At 38.2% G+C, this 21,445-nt stretch carries 5 protein-coding genes and 1 pseudogene; all 6 read right to left on the bottom strand.

Annotated features, from left to right (window positions below; all coding sequences use genetic code 11):
- On the bottom strand, positions 1-2,296 hold a 2,296-nt coding region (locus tag ACFIL2_RS02150; RefSeq protein ID WP_375680162.1), incomplete at its 3' end, for an autotransporter outer membrane beta-barrel domain-containing protein.
- Between the two features lie 173 nt (positions 2,297-2,469).
- A pseudogene (locus tag ACFIL2_RS02145) lies at positions 2,470-3,196 on the bottom strand (autotransporter outer membrane beta-barrel domain-containing protein); the annotation flags it as partial.
- 699 nt (positions 3,197-3,895) lie between these two features.
- Positions 3,896-7,246, bottom strand: coding sequence for an autotransporter outer membrane beta-barrel domain-containing protein (locus ACFIL2_RS02140; protein WP_375680160.1), 3,351 nt, complete (start codon positions 7,244-7,246; stop codon positions 3,896-3,898).
- A gap of 445 nt (positions 7,247-7,691) precedes the next feature.
- A complete protein-coding gene (locus ACFIL2_RS02135) occupies positions 7,692-10,517 on the bottom strand; it encodes an autotransporter outer membrane beta-barrel domain-containing protein (protein ID WP_375680159.1) in 2,826 nt (941 codons plus the stop codon).
- Positions 10,518-11,682: 1,165 nt separating this feature from the next.
- Positions 11,683-14,814, bottom strand: coding sequence for an autotransporter outer membrane beta-barrel domain-containing protein (locus ACFIL2_RS02130; protein ID WP_375680158.1), 3,132 nt, complete (start codon positions 14,812-14,814; stop codon positions 11,683-11,685).
- A 675-nt stretch (positions 14,815-15,489) separates the two neighbouring features.
- Entirely contained in the window at positions 15,490-20,046 is a 4,557-nt protein-coding gene (locus ACFIL2_RS02125) for an autotransporter outer membrane beta-barrel domain-containing protein (protein WP_404977343.1), read from the bottom strand.
- Between the last annotated feature and the right edge of the window lie 1,399 nt (positions 20,047-21,445).

Below are 21,445 nucleotides of genomic sequence, written 5' to 3'. Positions count from 1 at the left end.
GCTTTGGTTCGACAGGGACAGAAGGAGGAGAAACAGTATCCAGAGATGAAGTGTCCTCCGGAGCAGAGGGCTCAGATGGCAGAACATCATTAGTAGAATCTTCAACTGGAACAAACGGTACAGGCATAGGTTGCACAGCAGAAGGAGCCTCTGGAACTGTTGGTACAGAAGGAAGCTCAGGCGGAGCTGATGCAGAAGGAGTAAGCGTCGAATCCGTAGGGATTAATGTTTCAGACGGTTTAGAACCTTCAGGCAAAGAAGGTGTAGATGGTATAAGTGGAGGCTCAACAGAAGGGGGTTGTTCAGGTGAAATAGTCTCTGTTGGTCGTTTAGAAGGAACCGTCTCTTCTTCAGATTGAGGAGGTAAAACTGTAGACGTTGGCTTAGAAGCAGTTTCAGAAGAATCTAATTCAGGACCAATGTAAACACTTTCGAGACGAAAATCCCAAAAATCCCCTTCTCCAGCAACCAATCTATTCTTTGGGTCTGCATTTCCAGAAGAAGAGCTTGGACCATAGCCACGAAGTTTATACTGATAAGGAAATCCATTAACCGTAGTATAACTATTGTTTAACTTAAAAGAACTTTCCTCTGCCGTCCCAGCAACTTGAATAAGTGAAATACTTTGACTCCTTTTATTGCCTGCTTCTTTATCTGAAGTTTTTAAAAGTTCTTCTATCCCAATAAGCGTGGTTCCCAAGACATTCCCATAGATCAAAATACGATCCGTTTGTTCAGAATCAAATGAACCATCATTATTGAGAAACGTGCTCATCTTAATCTGAACATTACCATCTGCACCATATATGTACTCCTCCTCATCTAACTTGTTTACACCACTTTTTTTTCCAATGTACAGCGTTTGATAACCAGTAGATTGATAGTGATCAAAAACAATTGTACTATCCTCAAGATCCACACCTGAAAGCGATGAAACCGTAGCATCTGGTTCCTGCGGATTTTGATATTTGCTTTTGGTAAGATACCATTGAGAACCATTCTTTAAATGTAAATAAATATCAGAGGCATCCTTGGTACGAGAACCTCCTGTAAGTGTAGAGGAATTTGCTTCAACGAGAAGATAAGAATTATTTTCAGCTTTTAAAAACAAATCGCTGGAGATTTTTGTCTTTTCTAACCTAACCTTAGCTCGAGCTCCATAAACACGATCTCCAGCACTATATCCGGCACTATAAATGGCAATACCATCCGGAACCGCAAAATTTGTCTCTGACAAATGAACAGATGCTGTTCCTATAGTAATTCCTCGCGCGCTCGAAAGCGCTGAAGACGACATATTATACCTTACCAAATCAACCCATACATCTGGACTTAACCCATAAAAATACAGACCATATGCTCCTTTCCCCTGAACAGAAATTTTTGTCTTTTTAACCTTAATATTTGTCTTTTGAAACTCATACAAATGATTAAATTTATTAATTAATTTACCATTATCATCTGTATAACCTGTAAGATTTTTAATCAAAAAGCCATGCATGCCTGTAAGTTCTACAGAACCACCACTCAATTGAACATCACTACCTTGAGATACCTCAAAAGCTCCCAGTAATTTATCAACATTTTTCTCATCTACTATAACAGTCTCTTGTTTCCCTCTTCCCTTAATGACAGTATTATCAAAAGTATATTGTCCCCCAAACTGTGCTGAAAACCCACCAATCTCATTAAAAGTTACGGTACTGCCTGACATCCTAATCTTTGAACTAAAACTACTAACCAGCCCCATTTCTTGGGTACTATTTAATTCTTGTGTACTATTGAATTCATTTGGTTTAAGCTCAATATTTACACGCACTAAAGCAATATCCGTTCCTATTCCAAATGCATACATAACGCGAGAAGTCCCTGTAATCGCCCCATCTGTCATGCTAATAACTGAATTTTGCGCATGAAGCGCAAGTACATCCTTAAAATTTGCATTTTTTAAATTAAGACGCGCATTACGTTTTAGATATGCACCATATACAGTTCCTTGACGCGAATTATCGCCCGTAACAGTTATCTGAGATGCATCAACAACTGTACCTTGTTCTTCTATATATAAAGCAGCAATAGGAGCAGAATCAGAAGGAACTCTCGAAAAATTTTTTAAATGATAAGTTTTATTTTCAATTGTATGTTTTTTACCATCATTGCATTTATAAAACTGAGCGTTTGGATCACAGAGAGTTTCAAAATTATTAAAATCTGCATTCACACTCACGATTGGCAAAAAAGAAACAATAGCCGTTGTAATAAATAAAAATCTATAACCCCTTAATACATTAACCATAATTCTATTCCCAATTTTTCCTTCTCCCCCTGTTAGTTAAAAATAAAAAAATATTCCCCATAACATTAAGTTAAACACACTAACAATAGCAATTATAAAACTTAAATAATCACTTTATACTTCATAAAACACTCTATAACTTATGTAAAAATTACTCTATATTTCATAGGCACCTAAAAACGATAGTATAAACCGCCTGAAAAAATAATCCCTGAAAAACCACCTTTTCTAAGGCAATGCTGATAAGTTACATCTCCATGCAAAGCAAAGTTTGAAGACAACTGAGCCTTCAATCTCATTCCAGTTTCTAGAGAAGAGCCAAAAGCCCTTATTGGAATTCATCTCCAAACCGCACACGTTGTTTTCCTCTAAAACTAATGGCAAGCTAAAGCTCGCAATTGAAAGAAACAACAAGAGCCTCTTCAAAAGCAGCAAGCATCTTTCTTAAAGACCACCAACACGCATCACCCACAAATCAAGTTTTCCCATCTCAATATCAAAACCATCAATATCAGACGCCTTATCAAACCGCACATTTTGATAAATAACCTAAACCTGCGGATCAAAAATAACCCCTTTATGCCCTGTCATAAATGACTTGCCAGCAATCAATGAAGCACTCCAAAGGCGTTTCCTTCAATGTTGCTGTCTTGCCTCTCGCTTGCGTCAGAACATCCCCTTTAAATAAACCATAGGAAAAAAGGACATCTATATAAAAGCCTGTATCATGCTGCATGCTGCCATATACTGTAATAGACTATTTATCAAATGTACTTTTTTGCTTTCTTTAACATCTTGAGGTTGTAGAGAATTTTTTTCCATATTCTCCCTTATTCTAAAGCTCAAAGTGTGATGTGTATCCTCAATCGCATTGAGCAAGACACTTGCCTCTATACCATGAACATTAGAAACCTGAATCTTACCTTCATCAAAGGAAAGAACTACCCTGCTTCACACCAAACACAGATTGAGATAACGTAGCATTTCTACCACTTTTCTTTTCGCCATTTCCTGTAATAGAACTCTTTTTAAAAGAAGCTTTATTATCTTTTGACACAACCACTGCTGATGTAATCTCCTCAGATCTCTTTAATTCTAAAATTCCATCAGTTCCTGAAAGCCTTTTTCCCCTTTACTTTTTTGCGGCTTAATAACTATGTTATGAGTTCGTATTGTAAAAATAACACCTGTAGCCCTCCTATCCAATCCACTCATATATAACTTATTACGACTTCCAAAAGTACGAGAAGCATCAACTGTATCACACGCATACGACTTAAAAAGAGAATTACACGAGGGGTTATAATCTTCTACACTCACATCTATATTGTGCACGAAGAAAGAAATAGAGGTCGTAAGAGAACACACACACATAGCGTTTTAGTACTTTAATCATAATTTAGTCTAAACTTCCTTTATTTTATCTTCATAAAAAACTGAAAAGACACACCTGGTTCATCTACGTATTATTCTTATTATGTGCCGTTACATATAATTTGTTTTGTATTATATGTAAAGTCAAAAATCAGAAAAATGACACAACAAAACCATGTTTTGTGCTTATGTCTTTCACAAAGGATGTATTAAAGAAAAATACAATTAAAAATGATACCTTAATCCACCAGAAAAATGCGTTCCGGAAAAGCCGTCACTCGTAAATTTATGCTGATAAATCAGATCGCTATGAAAAATAATTTTGGGAGATAATTGCGAAAAAACACCAAATCCAGCTTCTAAAGAAGTCCCAAAGGAACCAAGCTGGAAGGCATTTTTAAAATATACAAATTGTTTATCATCAAAACTACGAATGAAATGAAGCTTACCATAGAATGAAAGAACATGTGCATCTTTATCTTTAGTAAATGTAAGTGTCTTCGTTAAATACCCACCAATACGCATCCCCCAATGATCTGGGCTTCGCATATCAATATTAAAATTATTAATATCACGAGTCTTCTGAAACTGGAGATTTTGATAAACAAACTGAACCTGTGGTTCAAAAATAAAATATCGGCTGCCTATCATAAACGTTTTACCAGCAGTTAAAGAAACACTTAGGGGCTTCCCTCTCAATGCAGCCGTTTTACCTCGCTCAAGTGTGAGAACATTTCCATTAAACAAACCATAAGAGAAGAGACCATCCATATAGAGACCCGTATCATGCTGCATGCTTCCATATGCTGTGATTGTCCATTTATCAAATATACTTTCTTGACTTTGTTTAACCTTTCGAGGCTGCAACGAAAGTTTGCCATAATTTCCCATAATCCCAAAAGATGTCGTACTGTATGCACTTTCGATTTTCTTGAGTAAAATACCTGCCTCTAGTGCATTATAATCAAGCTCACCGCCATAATCACCATATTTAAATGCAGACAAATTTGAAGTATAATGATGATGTCCACCGTAACCGCGCAAAAACAAAGCGGGATTTTCATCATTTTTCAACAACCGACCAGAAACAGTTCGCAGCGCTTGCAACTGCTTGCTTTGATTACTGATATCCATCAATCCAGCATAAAATAAGGTATTTGGCACAAGAATATAAGTCAAAACCTGTGGAACAACGACTCTCACATTTGGCTCAAAATGAGAAGAAAGCTCAAAAACAGATGCCGAAACAGAAGAACCAGACGCAGGTGGAGTAACAACAAAAGGAGTGGGTGAAACAGATGACAGAACAGGTGAACCAGATGCAACTGGGGAAACAACAGAAGGAGTGGGTGAAACAGATGACGGAACAGGTGAAATAGATGCAACTGAGGAAACAACAGAAGGAGTGGGTGAAACAGACGGCGAAACAGGTGAACCAGACGCAACTGGGGCAACAACAGAAGGAGTGGGTGAAACATGCGGCGGAACAGGTGAACCAGATGCAACTGGGGCAACAACAGAAGGGGTGGGTGAAACAGATGGCGGAACAAGTGAACCAGATGCAGGTGGAGCAACTGGATTAGATTCAGCAATAGCGGGAACAACAGGTGCAAGAGAGGAAAGAGGATTGGGGATCTCAAGCACAAAAACATCAGATACATTAGGTGTGGTCGCAAGATGGGAATCCCTACCAGGAGAATCTACAGGAGAAGAAAGACTTGGCTCCTGAGGTTTTTGCTGAGAGTTAGAATCAATAGAACCATCCTCACCTCCAGTAATATTAGGATGAATTTTAGGAAAAGAAGGAATATCATCAGAAGAAGGGGGGACAACCAAATCAAGAACAGGAAAAACTTTAGTGGAATCAACAAATTTACTTTCAAGGCGGAAATCCCAAAATGTTCCAGAATTTTTAAGCACTCTTTGATTGGAATCTGCCGCCCCTAAAGAAGAGCTTGGACCATAACTCTTAAGATGATACAGATAGGGAGAGGCTTCAAGTGTGACATACCCCCCATTTAACTGAAAAGAATCTTCCATGGCTTTTCCATAAACCTGAATAATGGAAATCCCCTGATTATTACCGCCCTCTCCCGTCAATGCCCCTGAGCTTCCAGGAACACTATACACATGGACTGTCGTTTTTCCTTCAAGATCACCATTGATTAAAAGCCGGTCAGTTTTTTGCTTTTCAAGCTCTCCCCCTTGATCCAAATATGCATTAAGATAAAGATTCACATCACCATGCGCTTTATAGACAGTCCCAGATCCTTTTCCGATGAGAAGTGTCTGATAACCATCTGTTGTTTTAGATTTTAATTCTTCAAAAACAAGAGAACTATCCGTAAGATTGACCGATGAAATGAAGGAATAGTCCCCTAAATTAGAACCAGAAGCATCAGAATTTTGCAATTTGTCATATTTTGGTCGCGATAAAATCCACTTTGAACCATTTTTTAAATCTATCTTAGCTGTAGAACTTTCATCAACATGTGCGCCTCCTACAAGGGTAGAAGCATCAGCCTCAATCTTTACATTAGAACGCTCAACAGCTTTCAGGAGTGAATCTCCAGAAATTTTTGAATTTTGTAAGAGTTTAACAGAACTTTCGAATTCGCGGCTATAAATAGCCGTACTTTCTGGAGCCATAAAAGTTGTCTTTGTCAAATGGACAGTCCCTTTTCCAGGTATAATTGTTTTTTTATCATTTAAGACAGCTTCCCAAAAAAAGTGCATGCCATTAAATCCATTCCCTCTCACAAAAACATTGGAATATTTTATATGAGCAGCATTATGGTTATTCCCCTGCACTACAATGCCATGAACATTGTCGACATTAACGTTTCCCTTCTGGAAATTAAGAGAGCCTTTCCCCTGAAGCATACTAAAAGCAGAACCTTCACGATGATTATCTGTATTTGTTCCCTGTTTCCCCCTCCCAGTAATAGAAACGCCCTCTAAATTAATTTCTCCATCGCCTCCTGTTTGAACACCAATATCATCAGCAAAATCAATTTTTCCTCCTTTCATATAAATTTTTGCACCATTATGACTCAAAAGACCTATCGCATCAGAAGATGTCTTAATCTCTGTCTTGGTCAAAGAAACAAACGACCCTTTACCCCCAACACTGATCCCCATTCTGGTTGCTTTAATCACCCCATTCTGCATCTCAAAAGCTCCCTCATCATTAATATCGGCCCCTATCGACACATCATTTAACATGGAATCAAATAGAGCAATGCCTCCCCCATTTGAGGACTTTACAGCTGTTGTCCAAGCGTTTGTTTCTGAATGGCCATTTGCATTCGAAACACCGTTAATGATTATAGCCTCTCCCTCAATGACTGTATTTTTCCCTGATGCCTCTATGGCAGCATCAGAACTTTCACCCGTAAGTTGATAAGTTTTCTTGGCAATTTCATGCGTTTTACCATCATTACAGCGATAAAATGAGGCGCTTTCGTTACATGAATATTGCTTCTTCTCAGAAGAAATCTCACCTGCATCAGTATTGTATACAAAGAAAAAAATAACCGTTGTAAAATGACATAAAGAGAGATGATTTTTAAACATAATTTTCTACAAACTTTCTTCCCCTTCTCTAAAAACAAAAAACACGCGTTCTGTTTAATAACTTTGGTTACGCGTGATAATTTAAAATACGTTTTGTATTTTATATATCCACCCTATATTTTATGTAAAGCAAGAATCCCAAAATATCACAATTTAAAATTGTATTATTTATAAAAACGCGTAAAAATATAGATAGAAATAAAAATTCCACCCCAAAGCAGTGATTTCAAGAGAATTTAATAAAAATAAACTCAAAGAAGAAAAACAGCATAAGAAGCAAAAACTGCAAACCAGAAAGCCTTATCTCGTTTCTAAAAAGAAAAAAACTTGCTCATGCAAAAAAAACATTTTTTTAAAAAACTTATTTAAAAAGTTGCAAACAAATAATAAAAAACCACAAGCATGGCTTGTGGTTTTTTAAACAACTTACCTCAAGATGATCATCCTAAAAACGATAGCGCAATCCACCAGAAAAACTGATTCCAGAAAAACCACCTTTACTCAACTTATGCTGATAAACCAAATCACCATGAAGCGCAAATTTTTGAGACAAGCGAGCATTAAGACCTAATCCAGCCTCTAGAGAAGAACCAAAAGCCCCTAACTGGAAAGAATCTTTAAAGCGCACAGACCTTTCTTTTCCAAAATCATGGGCAAAATGAATCTTTCCATAAAAAGAAACATCACGATCTTTTTCAGACGCAGTAAGAGTCTTTATCAAGCGACCACCCATACGCACCATCAATTGATCAAATTTATCCATCTCAATATTAAAATTATCAATATCACGAGCCGCATTAAATTGAAGATGCTGATAAACAACCTGAACCTGTGGATCCAAAACAACACCTTCATATCCTGTGGCAATTTTCTGACCACTCATCAAGGAAACACTTAAATGGTTACCCTTCAATGTTGCCGTTTTACCCCGCGCAGTTGTCAGAACATCTCCCTTAAACAGACCATAAGATAACAAACCATCAACATAGAATCCTACATCATGCTGCATACTGCCATAAACTGTAGCAGTCCATTTATCAAATGTACTTTTTTGGCTTTGTGCAACATCTCGAGGTTGTAGAGAAAGCTTTCCATAAGCCCCCATAACCCCAAAGGATATAGCACTGTCAACATTTTCAATTTTTTGTAGCAAAACACCTGTCTCTAGCGCATAGTACCCTAGATCCCCCCCATAACCATATTCAAGCGCAGATAAATCTGAAACATAACGATAACTTCCACCATAGCCACGCAAAAATGAAGCAGGATTTTCACGAATTTCCAACATTCCACTAGGATTAGTCCGTACTGTCTCCAGCTGCTTGTTTTGATTGCTAATATCTATCAAACCAGCGTGGAACAAACTATTCGGCAAAAGCAGATAAGTTGGTACCTGAGGAACAACAGATCTTACACCTCGTCGAGACGGAGAAACATTTTCAATTTTAGAAAGACTATCTGCAAAAGACACTGGAACAACCTCCTCAGAAGGCGCTGGAACAACCTCCTCAGAAGATGCTGGAACAACCTCCTCAGAAGATGCTGGAACAATATCCTCAAAAGAAGCACGTGCAGGAGGTGTACGTTTAGAAACCATAGGAGTGCTTTTAGAAACAGCAGGTGTCTGAACATATTCATTTTCTAAACGAAAATTCCAAAATGCTTCTCCATTCAAAGCAAATCTCTGTTTAACATGCTCCTCCCCTCCAGTAGCTTTGGGTCCATAAGAACGAAGAACATATTTATAAGGCGCGCCATTTAATGCAACATACTGCCCATTCAGTTGAAAAGAGTCATACGATGCATCTCCATAAACTTGAATAATTGAAACACTATGCGCTTTTTTATTTTTTTCTTCTAAACCTCCCGCAACCCCTTGTATATGGACTATAGTTCTTCCCTTAACGTCACCATGAATGAGAAGCCGATCCGTTACTTGATGATCACTTGTATCACTAGGATCTAAACGTGCATTCAAATGAATCCAAGCATCACCAAAAGCCTGATAAACAATACCTGTTCCTTTTCCAATATAAAGCGTTTGATATGCATGATTAGTACTGGACTTTGGTTTTTCAAAAGTAATGGAACTATTAGAAAGGTGTACCGATGAAATAAACGAAACACCTCTATAATTAGGATCTTGTAATTTTTTCTGTCTTGGTTGCAATAAAGCCCACTGTGAATTATTTCCCAAGATAAGGTCGACTTTAGAACTGTTATCAACCTGAGTTTGACCGACAAGTGCAGAAGCATCAGCAACAACCTCTATAGAAGAGTTACGATCAGCCTTCAGCAACAAATCCCCAAAAAGCTTTGTTTCCTTTAAAAATATTTTAGATTTTCCAGATTTACTGCTATAAACAGCTATACTATCTGGAACGACAAAACGCGTCTTTTTCAAATCAACGCGCAATGATTTTCCCTCTGACGAACCTTCTGATGCTGCCACACCTTCAAAGTGTATACCATAAAATGCATTACCTTTCACTGTAATATTGGAATCTCCAATATTAATCTGAGGAGCTTTATCTCCCTGCAATAAAAGCCCATGAGCATCAGTAACATCAACAGAACCTTTCATAAACTGAACATAACCATCTTCAGATATATGAAAAGCTGCCTGACGACCTGCATCCAGCCCTTGATCATCCTTGCCGGTACTCCCCTTGCCGGTAATAGAGACACCCTCTAAAATAAGATATCCTTTTTCTTCTGCTTTAACCCCAACTCTCCCTAGGCTAATTTGCGTATTCGTTAAATCAACACCACTTTGAGATTTTCCTCCAGCAAAAGCCCCCACTTTGATTGCATCAATTGATCCACCAGACATTACGATGAATCCACCTTGAGCTTCCACCCCCACTAAAACCCCACTCAACGTGGAATCGCTCAGAACGACGGTCGCCTTTTCTGATACCTTTACTCCATATTTCCAAAAATTGTTTTCCGAGTTATTCTTTTCATCCAAAATACCCTTAACAGTTATATTCTTGCCACGAATAATTGTACCTTCCTTAGACGCCTCCATGGCTCCATGAACACCATTAACATTTTTATCCATTAACGAATAAACTTTATTATTAATTTCGTGCGCTCCACCATCAGAACACTGATAAAATGCTGCATTCTGATCACATGAAGACTGCTTTCTTCCAGAGATAACCTGAGATTCAGCATTGCGTGCAAAAACACCAACATTGTGTGTCAAAAAAAGAAGTGCCGTTGTAAAAGTACATAAGGAGAAGCGATTTTTAAATAGATTGACCATAATTCCACCATAACCCCCCTCTTCTTACTAAGATCTATACATAACGTATCAAAAAACTTAACCAAAAGAAAAATATTTAATACGTTTAGGTTTTAATATCGTGAGTTTATTAATATTTTTTGTGTTTTATGTAAATATGGAATAAAAAAATTACTCGAAAATACAATCTAAATCTGTCGCTTTTACAAAGAATTTGCAAAAATATAACTGAAGAACGACAGAAAAATCACCTTTAACGTTGTTAGTCAAAAACACCCTTAGTCAGTTGACATGCATTAAGAACACCTACTTTAACTGCCGTCTAATCACCGCCAGAACGGATATAATCAACATCCTTACGATAATATTATATTGAAACAGTGTACACTCTGTAAGCAGACAAAACATATGCCAAAATTGAGAAACAAGAGTTCACATATGCCTTTTAGGCAATCTTCATGGTAAGACAGTCTAATAAAAAGTAGGAACGTGTAAAAATCAGTTCCGATTTTACCTTTTCCTTTTAATTCAACTTTACAATATTCAAAAACATTCAGAGCCATATTTTAAAAAGTGAAGATGACACATGACTTCATCTTTTTATTTATGCATTTAAAGAAAACACACTTTCAAAAAACAATACGTCATTATGTTTCTCATTCACCAATTTTCTCAGATATATCTCATATTTCCATCCCCATTTCATAACGACAGCAGATATAATATCAAGTTTATCGGATACAGCCCTCATTGTGCCTGAGTAGCATCTTTGTCTTTGCCAATTTCTAATATTGTAAATCCTCTCCTCTTAATATAATTCCCAAAATTATATTGACTCCTTTCTTAAACGATTATCCACTTGCTAATTTTACATATAATATGAACAGGAGTGCTTTTTATGGATTCATCATAAGAGCATTGAAAATATTTCAGCACCCTAAATTAAAAATATCTTTATAAATCAAAATATTATAATAATCACTCTGAAATACGCGTTTTGAAACGATAACGTACAAGCCTTCAGACTTTTCAAAAAAACGAAATAAGTCCAACCTAAAAGCATATTAAAGATATGCAAAGTCATACTCTCGTAAAAATGCTATAACACAAAATGAATAGATAATGAGAAAAAGCCACAAGTATAACTTGTAGCTTTTTGAAAGATTAATCAAAAACAGAAATAATACTAGAAATGATAACGCAATCCACCTGAAAAACTCGTTCCAGAAAAACCAGCTTTCGTTAGTTTGTGCTGATAAACCAAATCGCCGTAAAGCGCAAAATTTTGAGATAATTGGGCATTAAAACCTAATCCAGTTTCTAATGAAGAACCAAAAGCACCTAGCTGAAAAGCATCTTTAAAATGCACAAATTGTTTTCCTTCAAAACCATGAGCAAGATGAAGCTTGCCATAGAAAGAAACAACCTGAGCCTCATCAGTAGCAACCAGCCTCTTTGTTAAACGTCCTCCAACACGCCCTACCCACTGATGAAGTTTTCCTAAATCAATATCAAAGCCGTCCACATCACGCACCTTATTAAATTGAAGATATTGATAAACAACCTGAACTTGCGGATCAAAAACAAAACCGTCCTCCCCCACCATAAACGTTTTACCAGCAGTTAATGAAGCACTTAAAGGGAAACCCTTTAATGTTGCCGTCTTGCCCCGTGCAGTTGTTAGAACATCACCTTTAAACAAGCCGTAAGACACAAGACCATCAACGTAAAAACCTGCATCATGCTGCATACCACCATATGCCGTAACTGACCATTTATCAAATGTACTTTTTTGACTCTGCTCAACATTCAAAGGTTGCAAAGAAAATCTCTCGTAAGCCCCGATAATTCCAAAAGAAGTGGAACCATACATATTTTCGATTGCTTTCAGCAAAACGCCTGCCTCTATGGCATTATAATTAAACTCGCCGCCATAACCATATTCAAGCGCGGAAAGATTTGAAGTATAACGATGATTGCCGCCATAACCGCTCACAAAAAAGAGAGGGTTTTCACGACTTTCTAATAAGCCCCCAGAAGTAATTCGCAAAGCTTCTAACCGCTTATTTTGATTGTTAACATTCATCAAACCAATATGACGTAAAGCATTAGGCAAAAGGAGATAAGTCGGAACCTGCGGAACAACAGCCTTAACGCCCGGCTTAGGACGAGGATGGGGCTCCGGAGCTGGTTCTGGAGAAGGTTCTGGTCCCGGAATTGGCTTAGGAGCAGGATCTGGTTTAGGTTGAACATCAGAATCTATAGACCTACTTTCAAGGCGGAAATCCCAAAAATCTCCGCTCCCTTCAACTAATCTCTGATCCATGCTTGCTTTTCCAAACTCAGATCCTGGACCATAACTATAAAGCTTATACTGATAAGGTAATTTATCTAGTGCTATATAACCACCTTCCAACTGAAAAGAATCTTGCTCTGCTTGTCCAGAAACCTGAATGATTGAAATACCTTCATCATTTCCTCCCCTTCCCGTGTATCCTCCTGGACTTCCTGCAACTCCATGCACTTGGAGCTTTGTTTTTCCCGAAACATCACCATGAATTAAAACACGATCAGTCTTTTGATGATTAAGAGCACCACCACTATTCAGGTATGTATTAAGGGAAATAGAGGCACCTTCCCGTGCTCTATAAACCTCACCCTTTCCCTTTCCAATACGAAGAGTTTGATAATCATCAGCAGAAGAAGATTCATGTCTTTTAAAATTAATAGAGCTATCACCCATAAGACTAACGAGTGAAATAGAAGAGATATTTGCAGGCTCATGTTGATCTTTTTGCACCTGTTGTGGTAAAATCCATGTAGAATGACCTCCTAAATAAAGCTCAGCATTAGAATTTTTATCAACGTGAGTACGACCTTCAAGGGTAGAACCATCAGCCAAAACCGTTATAGAAGCCCCTTTCTCAGCTCTTAATAAAAAATCCCCTGAACGAAGAGTACTTTTCATCAAACTCACCGCACCAGAAATAACGTTTTTACCATAAAGAGCCGTATCGTCTAAAACAGAAAACTCTGTTGTATCCAAATTAACAACTTCCAATCGTGGTGGAGCTTTTTCTTCCTCTAATGAAATCTCCTCTTTTTTATCCACATCTTCGCTCCATGGCTTCTCTCCCTGAAAATAGATACCATAAGATCCCTCACCCTTTACTGTAACAGAAGAAGACTTAAAATTAGCCTCGGTCACATAAAAGTTATTCGATAAATCTTCAGTTTCATCTTTTGAGTCAGAACGTTCTGGTACAACACTAAAAGACTTGACGGGATTTTCTAATAATATACCATGTGCATCCTCAACCTTAATAGTCCCCCCTGTAAACTCAACACGTCCCCCTTCATCCATTAAAAAAGCTGCATCATTTTTGTCTTTGTGTCCCTTTCCAGTAAGAGTAACACCATCGAGAATCACCGTGCCTCCCAACATCGCAGAAATCCCATGACTGTTGGTATAGTTAACCTCCCCACCTTCCACCCAGATATCTGCACCGCTATAACTGGAAAGACTTACCTTCCCATCACGCGTATTAACTTTTGTATCCTTTAAAATAACCAATGAATTCCCCACGGCTTCAACAGCCCTATCACTGTCCTCTATAATCCCCTGCTTTATCTCAATTATCCCATTATGAGCGAAAAGAGCTAACTTTGTATTTTGAAGCGTCGGTTTTTTCAAAACAATCTTTCCGTCATCTGATACAGCCACACCACGCAAAAAAGATTTATCAGAAACTTCACTGCTAACAGTTACATTCTCTCCATAAACTCTGGTCCCTATCCGTTTCACCGTTATAGCAGTAGGATCAACAGGATAGTTGGAAACGTTCTCTTTCGTAATTTTATAAGATTTATTATCAATTTTAGGATCTGTCCCGCAATTATCACATACATAATACAACCCACTATGGTAATAAAACCCAGGATTCACTCCTCTTCCATCAGAGTCTGCATCTTTAACAGAGTTATCTACATTATCCTTATGTCCATTCCATCCCTCCACTCCACTAAGCTGACGATAATCGCTCCCCCCACGAATACCCTCATCGTTATTGCCAACATTAATCATATTAGAAGGATAATAATTCTGCCCACTCTCTCCACTAAGAGGAAGCTTATGCTTATTACTCCCGCTAAGACGAGGAGAAGAATTAGCAGAGACAACTGGGATAACCTTTATAACATAAGGTTTACTATCCTTCCCCTCTGCAGCCGCATACACTTCTCTTCCATTTTGAAGCAAAGAGAGGATAGCTGTTGTACAAGCACATAAACATACATGATTTCTAAAAACTTTAATCATAGTTCCCTCGAAACTTTCCTTCCCCTCTCATTAAAAACAAAAGCACTTACAAAACACCCCATTGCACACCTCAAAAATACGAAAAGTGTAACAAAAGAACATGCCTCATGCTCATCTGAACTGTGCAATGAATTATCCCAATAAATTTGGCAAAAGCTCTACGCCAAAACCACCTATAAGAGAATAGTTACAAAACACACTTTATGAGTGTATAATGCATTCTGTATTTCGTGTAAAGAAAAAATAAAACCAGTGCGTGTAATTAATTAAAAACACAATCAAACCTTGTGAACTTTAAAAATTAATCCACAAGGAGATGAATGAAACAATGACTTAAATCAGTAGAAAACAAACTCTCAAAAACGAGCTTTAGAAAACATCAAATATTATATTAGATAATATCAATACAGTACCAAAAAGGATAACGTAACGCATACCGGTCTGCTGAACGCTTAAAAAGCCGATAAAAGCGAAGCACTCTATCGCATCAGTAGCAGCATAAATTTTAAGAAAATTCGCTTTAGCGAAGAAAAGTGCTCTCATGCATAAAACAAACTATGTCTTTTTTGCTTAATAAAGAAGACGAGATTTTTTAAGAACAACACAAGTTGTTATAAAGAAAAAAGGCAGCACAATGTGCTGCCTTTTCTAAAAAGGTACATAGTGTACCTTATATTAAAACTGATAACGTACTCCTCCGGAAAAACTCGTTCCCGAAAAACCAGCCTTATTAAGCTTATGTTGATAGAGAATATCAGCATGCAGAGAGAACTGTGGCACCAATTTGGCATTAAAACCTAATCCAGCCTCTAGAGAAGAACCAAAAGCTCCTAACTTGAAAGCATCATTGAAATGCACAGACTGTTTTCCTTCAAAACCATGAGCAAGATAAAGCTTACCATAGAAAGCAACAGCATTCACGCCTTCAGAACCTGTAGGAATCTTGGTTAAACGTCCACCAACACGTGCTACCCACTGATTAAGGTTACCCATTTCAATATCAAAATTGTCGATATCACGGGCTTTATTAAACTGGAGATGTTGATACACAACCTGAACCTGCGGATCAAAGACAAAGCCCTTATATCCTGTCATAATTGTCTGACCACCAGCTAAAGAAACACTCAAAGGATTACCTTTTAATGTTGCTGTTTTACCCCGTGCAAGGGTGAGAACATCACCTTTGAACAGACCATAGGATAAAAGACCGTCGACATAGAAGCCAACATTATGCTGCATGCTACCATATACCGTAGCAGTCCATTTATCAAATGCACTCTTCTGACTGTACTCAACATTCACAGGCTGCAAAGAAAGTTTTCCATAAGTTCCCATAATGCCAAAGGATATAGCACTGTCGGTATTTTCAATAGTTTGCAGAAGAACACCTGCCTCTACACCATTATAACTAAGATCGCCGTCATAACCATATTCAAGTGCGGACAGATCTGAAGCATAATGATAACTTCCACCATAGCCGCGCAAGTATAAAGCGGGATTTTCACGAACCTCTACCATTCCTGTAGAAGTCATCCGTAACGTCTCCAATTGCTTATTTTGATTGCTAATATCCATCAAACCAGCGTGGAATACACTATTAGGCAAGCTGAGATAAGTTGGAACCTGTGGAACAACAGACCTTACAAATTGCTCAGGAAGGGCAGCAGATCCAACAGACTTAACATATTGATTTTCTAAACGGAAATTCCAAAATTCTCCACCATCCTTAATAAATTTCTGCTGAACATGCTCCTGTTTCGAAGTCGCTTCTGGAGCATAAGCACGAAGGGTGTATTTGTAAGGTGAGTTTCTCAGTGCAACATAATTGCCATCGAGTTGGAAAGAGTCTTTCTTCGCTTGACCATAGACCTGAATAATTGAAACACTATGAGCAATCTTGGCATTCGCTTTACCATCTCCTACATTGCCCGCATCACCTCGTACATGTACTTTTGTTTTTCCAGAAACATCACCATGAATGACAAGCCGATCAGTGACTTGCTGATCACTCGGATCACGAGGATTTAAACGTGCATTGAGATGAATTACAGCATTACCCTGTGCCGCATAAACAGTTCCTTTCCCATTTCCAATATGGAGAGTCTGATATTTTCCTTCAGATTCCGAAGGTGCAAAATCAATAGCACTATTTACAAGACTTACAGAAGCAATGCATGAATCCACACATCCTGAATCTAGAGTCCCCAAATTCCTCTGTGCACTTCTTTTTAGAGTCCACTGTGAATTATTAGCCAAGTCTAATTTTGCATAAGAATTTTTATCAACGCGAACACCGCCTGTAACAATAGAATTATCAACTGAAACCAATATGTTCGAATCATTCTCGGCTTTTAATAACAAGTCACCAGCAAGAGTTGTTTTATTTTCTAATAAAACACGACCACCAGAATTATTACCATAGATAGCTATACCATTTGCAACTTCAAAATCAGTTTTTTTCAACGAAACTGTCCCTGTTATGCCTATAGGCGTTTTTTCCTGTTTGGACACAGTACTCCGCTTAACAACATTTGTTTTCTCAGTTGTTAAATCCTGACTTCGATTTTGTTGACTCGCTTCCTTCTGTGTTCCCCCATCAAAATATATACCGTAGACTCCGTCACCTTCCACTTTAACAGTAGAAGATTCGATATTTACGTGATTCATAGTAGGACGAACGTCAGAGGATCTCCTTCTCCTAGAAGAACCCGTCTCAACAGCATCACCACTTTTCATAACCCACACAGCATGGGCATCAGTAACAACATTTCCGTTCTTAAAATCAACAGAAGCATTATCACTCACCAGAAAAGCTGCACGCTCTAAATTCTCTGCTGAATCTAACTTATTCTGCGCTTTTTTCGCAGTAATGCTAACTTTGTCTAACTTAACGCTGCCTCCAGATTCCGACCTTACTGCCACTCCTCTTTCAATAGCAATCTTTCCAGTGTCCATGGTTACCTCACCAGCCTGACTCACCAGACCAGCTGCAGCAAAATTCCCCGTCACGTTAATTTTTGTATCCTTTAAGTTAACAGACGATCCAGAACCTGCCAAAGCACCCACATAAAGCGCATCTACTGTTCCACCAATCATCTTAACTTTTCCGCCACTTTTAGCTTCAAGCCCAATTACAGAAGATTGAATTGTTGAGTTTTTATCCAAAACAATCTCTGCTTTTTCTTCTGCAAGCACAGCACTCACAAACTTTGATGGCGTAACACCAAAATTACTTCCTTTATCAGATTCTGCTCCAACAATAGTGGCAGTTTCTAACTTAACAACTGTATTACTCTTTGCATGCATAGAATGCTGAGTATCACCACGCGCCTTCAGTGTTTGTCCTGTTATCGTGTGTAATTTTCCATCGGCACAAGAATAAGCAACTTGCAATCTCTCCGCACCATTTTTCCCCATATCTCCACTACATTGAGAAGAACCACCTTCCTGCTTTATACCATTGGTTGATGTAACAGTATATACAACCCCAGGGTTTTGCGATTCAGATCTAAGTGTATTGGCTCCGCCAGTAGAAAGTAGAACACGCCCTACAGGTTTATCTCCCATCTCCTTAGATGCAGGCTTCTCTTGCTTAGACGCAGTAGAATTAACTAAGGAAGAAGAAGCCTTAGGCTTTCCAGTTTTTCCAGAAGTAGTAGGTTCTATAGTCTCTGAACTTCCTAACAAAGAAGACTGAGGAGCAGAAGGCTCAGCAGGAAGAACATCTAACGTAGAAGATGAAGTACCTTCTTCAGTTCCAGCGACTGACGAAATTCCAGCCAAAAGACCTAACTCCACATCAGAATCGCCTGTGTCAGACCTTCCAAGTCCAGAACTCTCCGGCGTAAAAGATTGAGGAGCAGAAGATATAACAGCCTGAGACGGAATTAATCCAACCTCTGTAATATCACTATTCACATCAACTGTATCAGTATCACTGTGGATCACTGTAGCATTTTCTACTTCATTCTGACTATCTGTTCCATTAGGAGAAGCAATAAGAGAAGTATCTTCACTTCCATCAACAGTCTCCTCAGTTGTCAAAACTCTTAGTGAAGCAGATGGAGTATGTCCTTCTGATTCAAAAGTTGTAACAGGATTTCCAACAGATACATCAGCCTCTTCTACATCAGATCTCCCAAGTGTTTCAGGATTCCCTGGAAAAACAGAAGCAGTAACTTGATCAGGTACTAATGAAGAATCTAATCCTGAAGAACTATTTACCCCAGACACAGTGCCTGCATCTTCAGATGACGAAACATCAAAAACAACAGGTCGCACAAAAGGTGTCTTAGGACTAATACGATTACGAGGTCCATGAGCTATACTTTGCCGCCTCTCACCATTTTCTAATTTACTTTCTAAGCTGAAAGTCCACACTACCTCAGGTCTATTTTCAGGTTTTCTTGGTCTACTGGAATATCTTATTGGACCAGAAGCACTATATTGCATTGGACCAGAAGCCCTAAGAACATATTGATAAGGTGATCCCTGCAATGTAACATATTCATTAGCAAGTTTAAAAGAATCTTCTTCTGCTTCTCCATAAACTTGAATAATTTGAAGAGAGGCAGGTTTTTTTCTATTTTCCTCCCGTCGATCTTGATTTTGTACACCTTGACGCTGAACTTTCGCTCCATTTTCTAATTGGCTATTTAAAGTGGTGATGACAGAAGTATCATTTACATACACCTTCGTTGTTCCAGAAACATCACCATGAATCAAAAGCTTATCAGACACAAGCTTAACATTATCTAAATTATCAGAAACAAAATTCACATTAACATAAAGCCTAGCATCTCCCTGAGCACGTAACCCACTACCTAGAGTGTTTTCATCTCGTCTATTTCCAATTTGCAGTGTTTGATAACCTTCATCTTCACTTCTTGGAGGCAAAAATACAATATTACTATCTGAAAGATCTACAAACGAAAGCTTTGAATCTATATGATTTGTATTTCTCTCCGATTGTTTATGATGAATACTTTTTGTTAAATACAATCCTGAATGAGACAAATAAAGTGCAGCATTTGCATTCTCATCAACACGAGCTTCACCTATAATTGAAGATTTATGAGCATGCACTAACAGTTTAGAATGAGCTTCAGCTTTTAAAAATAGATCACCCGAAAGAACACTACCCTCTCCTAAAATAACAGCACCATTTAAATCACCACCATAAATAGCTACACCGTCTGGAATTCTAAGAGTAGCTTTTTTTAAAAGAACCATCGGCATGCTCTCATTATCGTCGTAACTTCTTACGGTTACTTCTTCACCTGATTCTTTTTCATCTTCTGAAGATACCGTATTAAAATATATGCCATAAGAATCTTTCCCGGTTATTTGAATAGTTGATTCTTTAATATCAGCTTTAATCTTAAAATAATTTTTATTCTCCCTATCACCCGTAATACTTTGCATATATTGCAAAGCATTGCTATTACCTACAGTCCATTTTAGAGTAGAGAGAACATCTTCAGAAGCATCATCCATAACGTGATAAACATCATAGAGTGCATTCATTTCAAGCATATCATCTTTTGTATAAATAGAATCATCATTATCATTATGATTATGATTAGCATCAATAACAAAACGACTCGCCAAAACACCAGCTCCGAAAGCACGATCATTCATTGGACCGACTAAAAACTCGTCAATACCACGAGTAACCCATAAAACAACTGCATCAGAACTCTCAACTTTTCCTTTATTAAAAGAAATAGAACCCCCATCTGACAAGAAAATAAGATTTGGAGATTCTGTAGAATCAACAGAAGCAACACTATTTCGCCCGCTTATCCCCTTTTTAATATTAATCTTAACCTCATCTAATTTTACAACCCCTTTATACCCTGCTACAACTCCCACCGCCCCTTTATCAAGATTAATCGACCCAGATTGCATCATAATTCCAGATCTACCAGAACTGTTCAACCCAACCCCAACTGCATAAAAATTCACTCCATCTAGAAAAACAAATGACGCAAAATCAGTAGAAGCTCCTATCTGACTATAATAGATCCCCCCACCTTTCATATGAATCCTTCCTTCGTTTTGTGCATCAACCCCGACTATAAATTCCTTAATACTTGAATTTTCTAGCTTAACTTTTGAATTAAGCGTTGCTAATACCCCCGCCCCCATTTTTGCATTAAGATAACCATTGAAATTTTTAGAATCATCATTTTCATTAGAACTCAAAATAACATTACCTTCTGGAAAAGCCTTCCCCCTAATAGACACTTTCTCTAACTCAACAGTTGTCCCTCGAACTAAATACAAGACTTCTTTATCACCTGCGGTATACACGTCTTTCTGAGTAACCTGTCCTGTTGCATGCATAGCATTATCGCCAAATTTCAACACACCAATAGTACTTCTCTTTAGTGTATGAGCCCCCCCATCAGAACAGATCACAGAGTTAAGGGTCTTAAAACTCCCATCAGAACATGAATTTGCACCAGGAGCAGGAGCACCAGAAGCAGGAGTATTAGTACCGGAGACACCACCAACACCACCAGGGACACCGCCACCACCAACACCGCCAACGCCAACACCACCAGGGACACCGCCAACGCCAACACCACCAGGGACACCGCCAACGCCAACACCACCAGGGACACCG

It is taken from the genome of Bartonella sp. AP30XZML (genome assembly GCF_042195945.1).
GTDB lineage: Bacteria > Pseudomonadota > Alphaproteobacteria > Rhizobiales > Rhizobiaceae > Bartonella.
This window is presented reverse-complemented; position numbering and strand designations above follow the sequence as displayed.

Bases quoted from the DNA above. Each gene is read 5' to 3' on its own strand.
- ACFIL2_RS02140 (WP_375680160.1), bottom strand. From the start codon at position 7,246: ATGTTTAAAAATCATCTCTCTTTATGTCATTTTACAACGGTTATTTTT.
- ACFIL2_RS02135 (WP_375680159.1), bottom strand. From the start codon at position 10,517: ATGGTCAATCTATTTAAAAATCGCTTCTCCTTATGTACTTTTACAACG.
- ACFIL2_RS02130 (WP_375680158.1), bottom strand. From the start codon at position 14,814: ATGATTAAAGTTTTTAGAAATCATGTATGTTTATGTGCTTGTACAACA.
- ACFIL2_RS02125 (WP_404977343.1), bottom strand. From the start codon at position 20,046: ATGGTTCTTTTAAAAAAAGCTACTCTTAGAATTCCAGACGGTGTAGCT.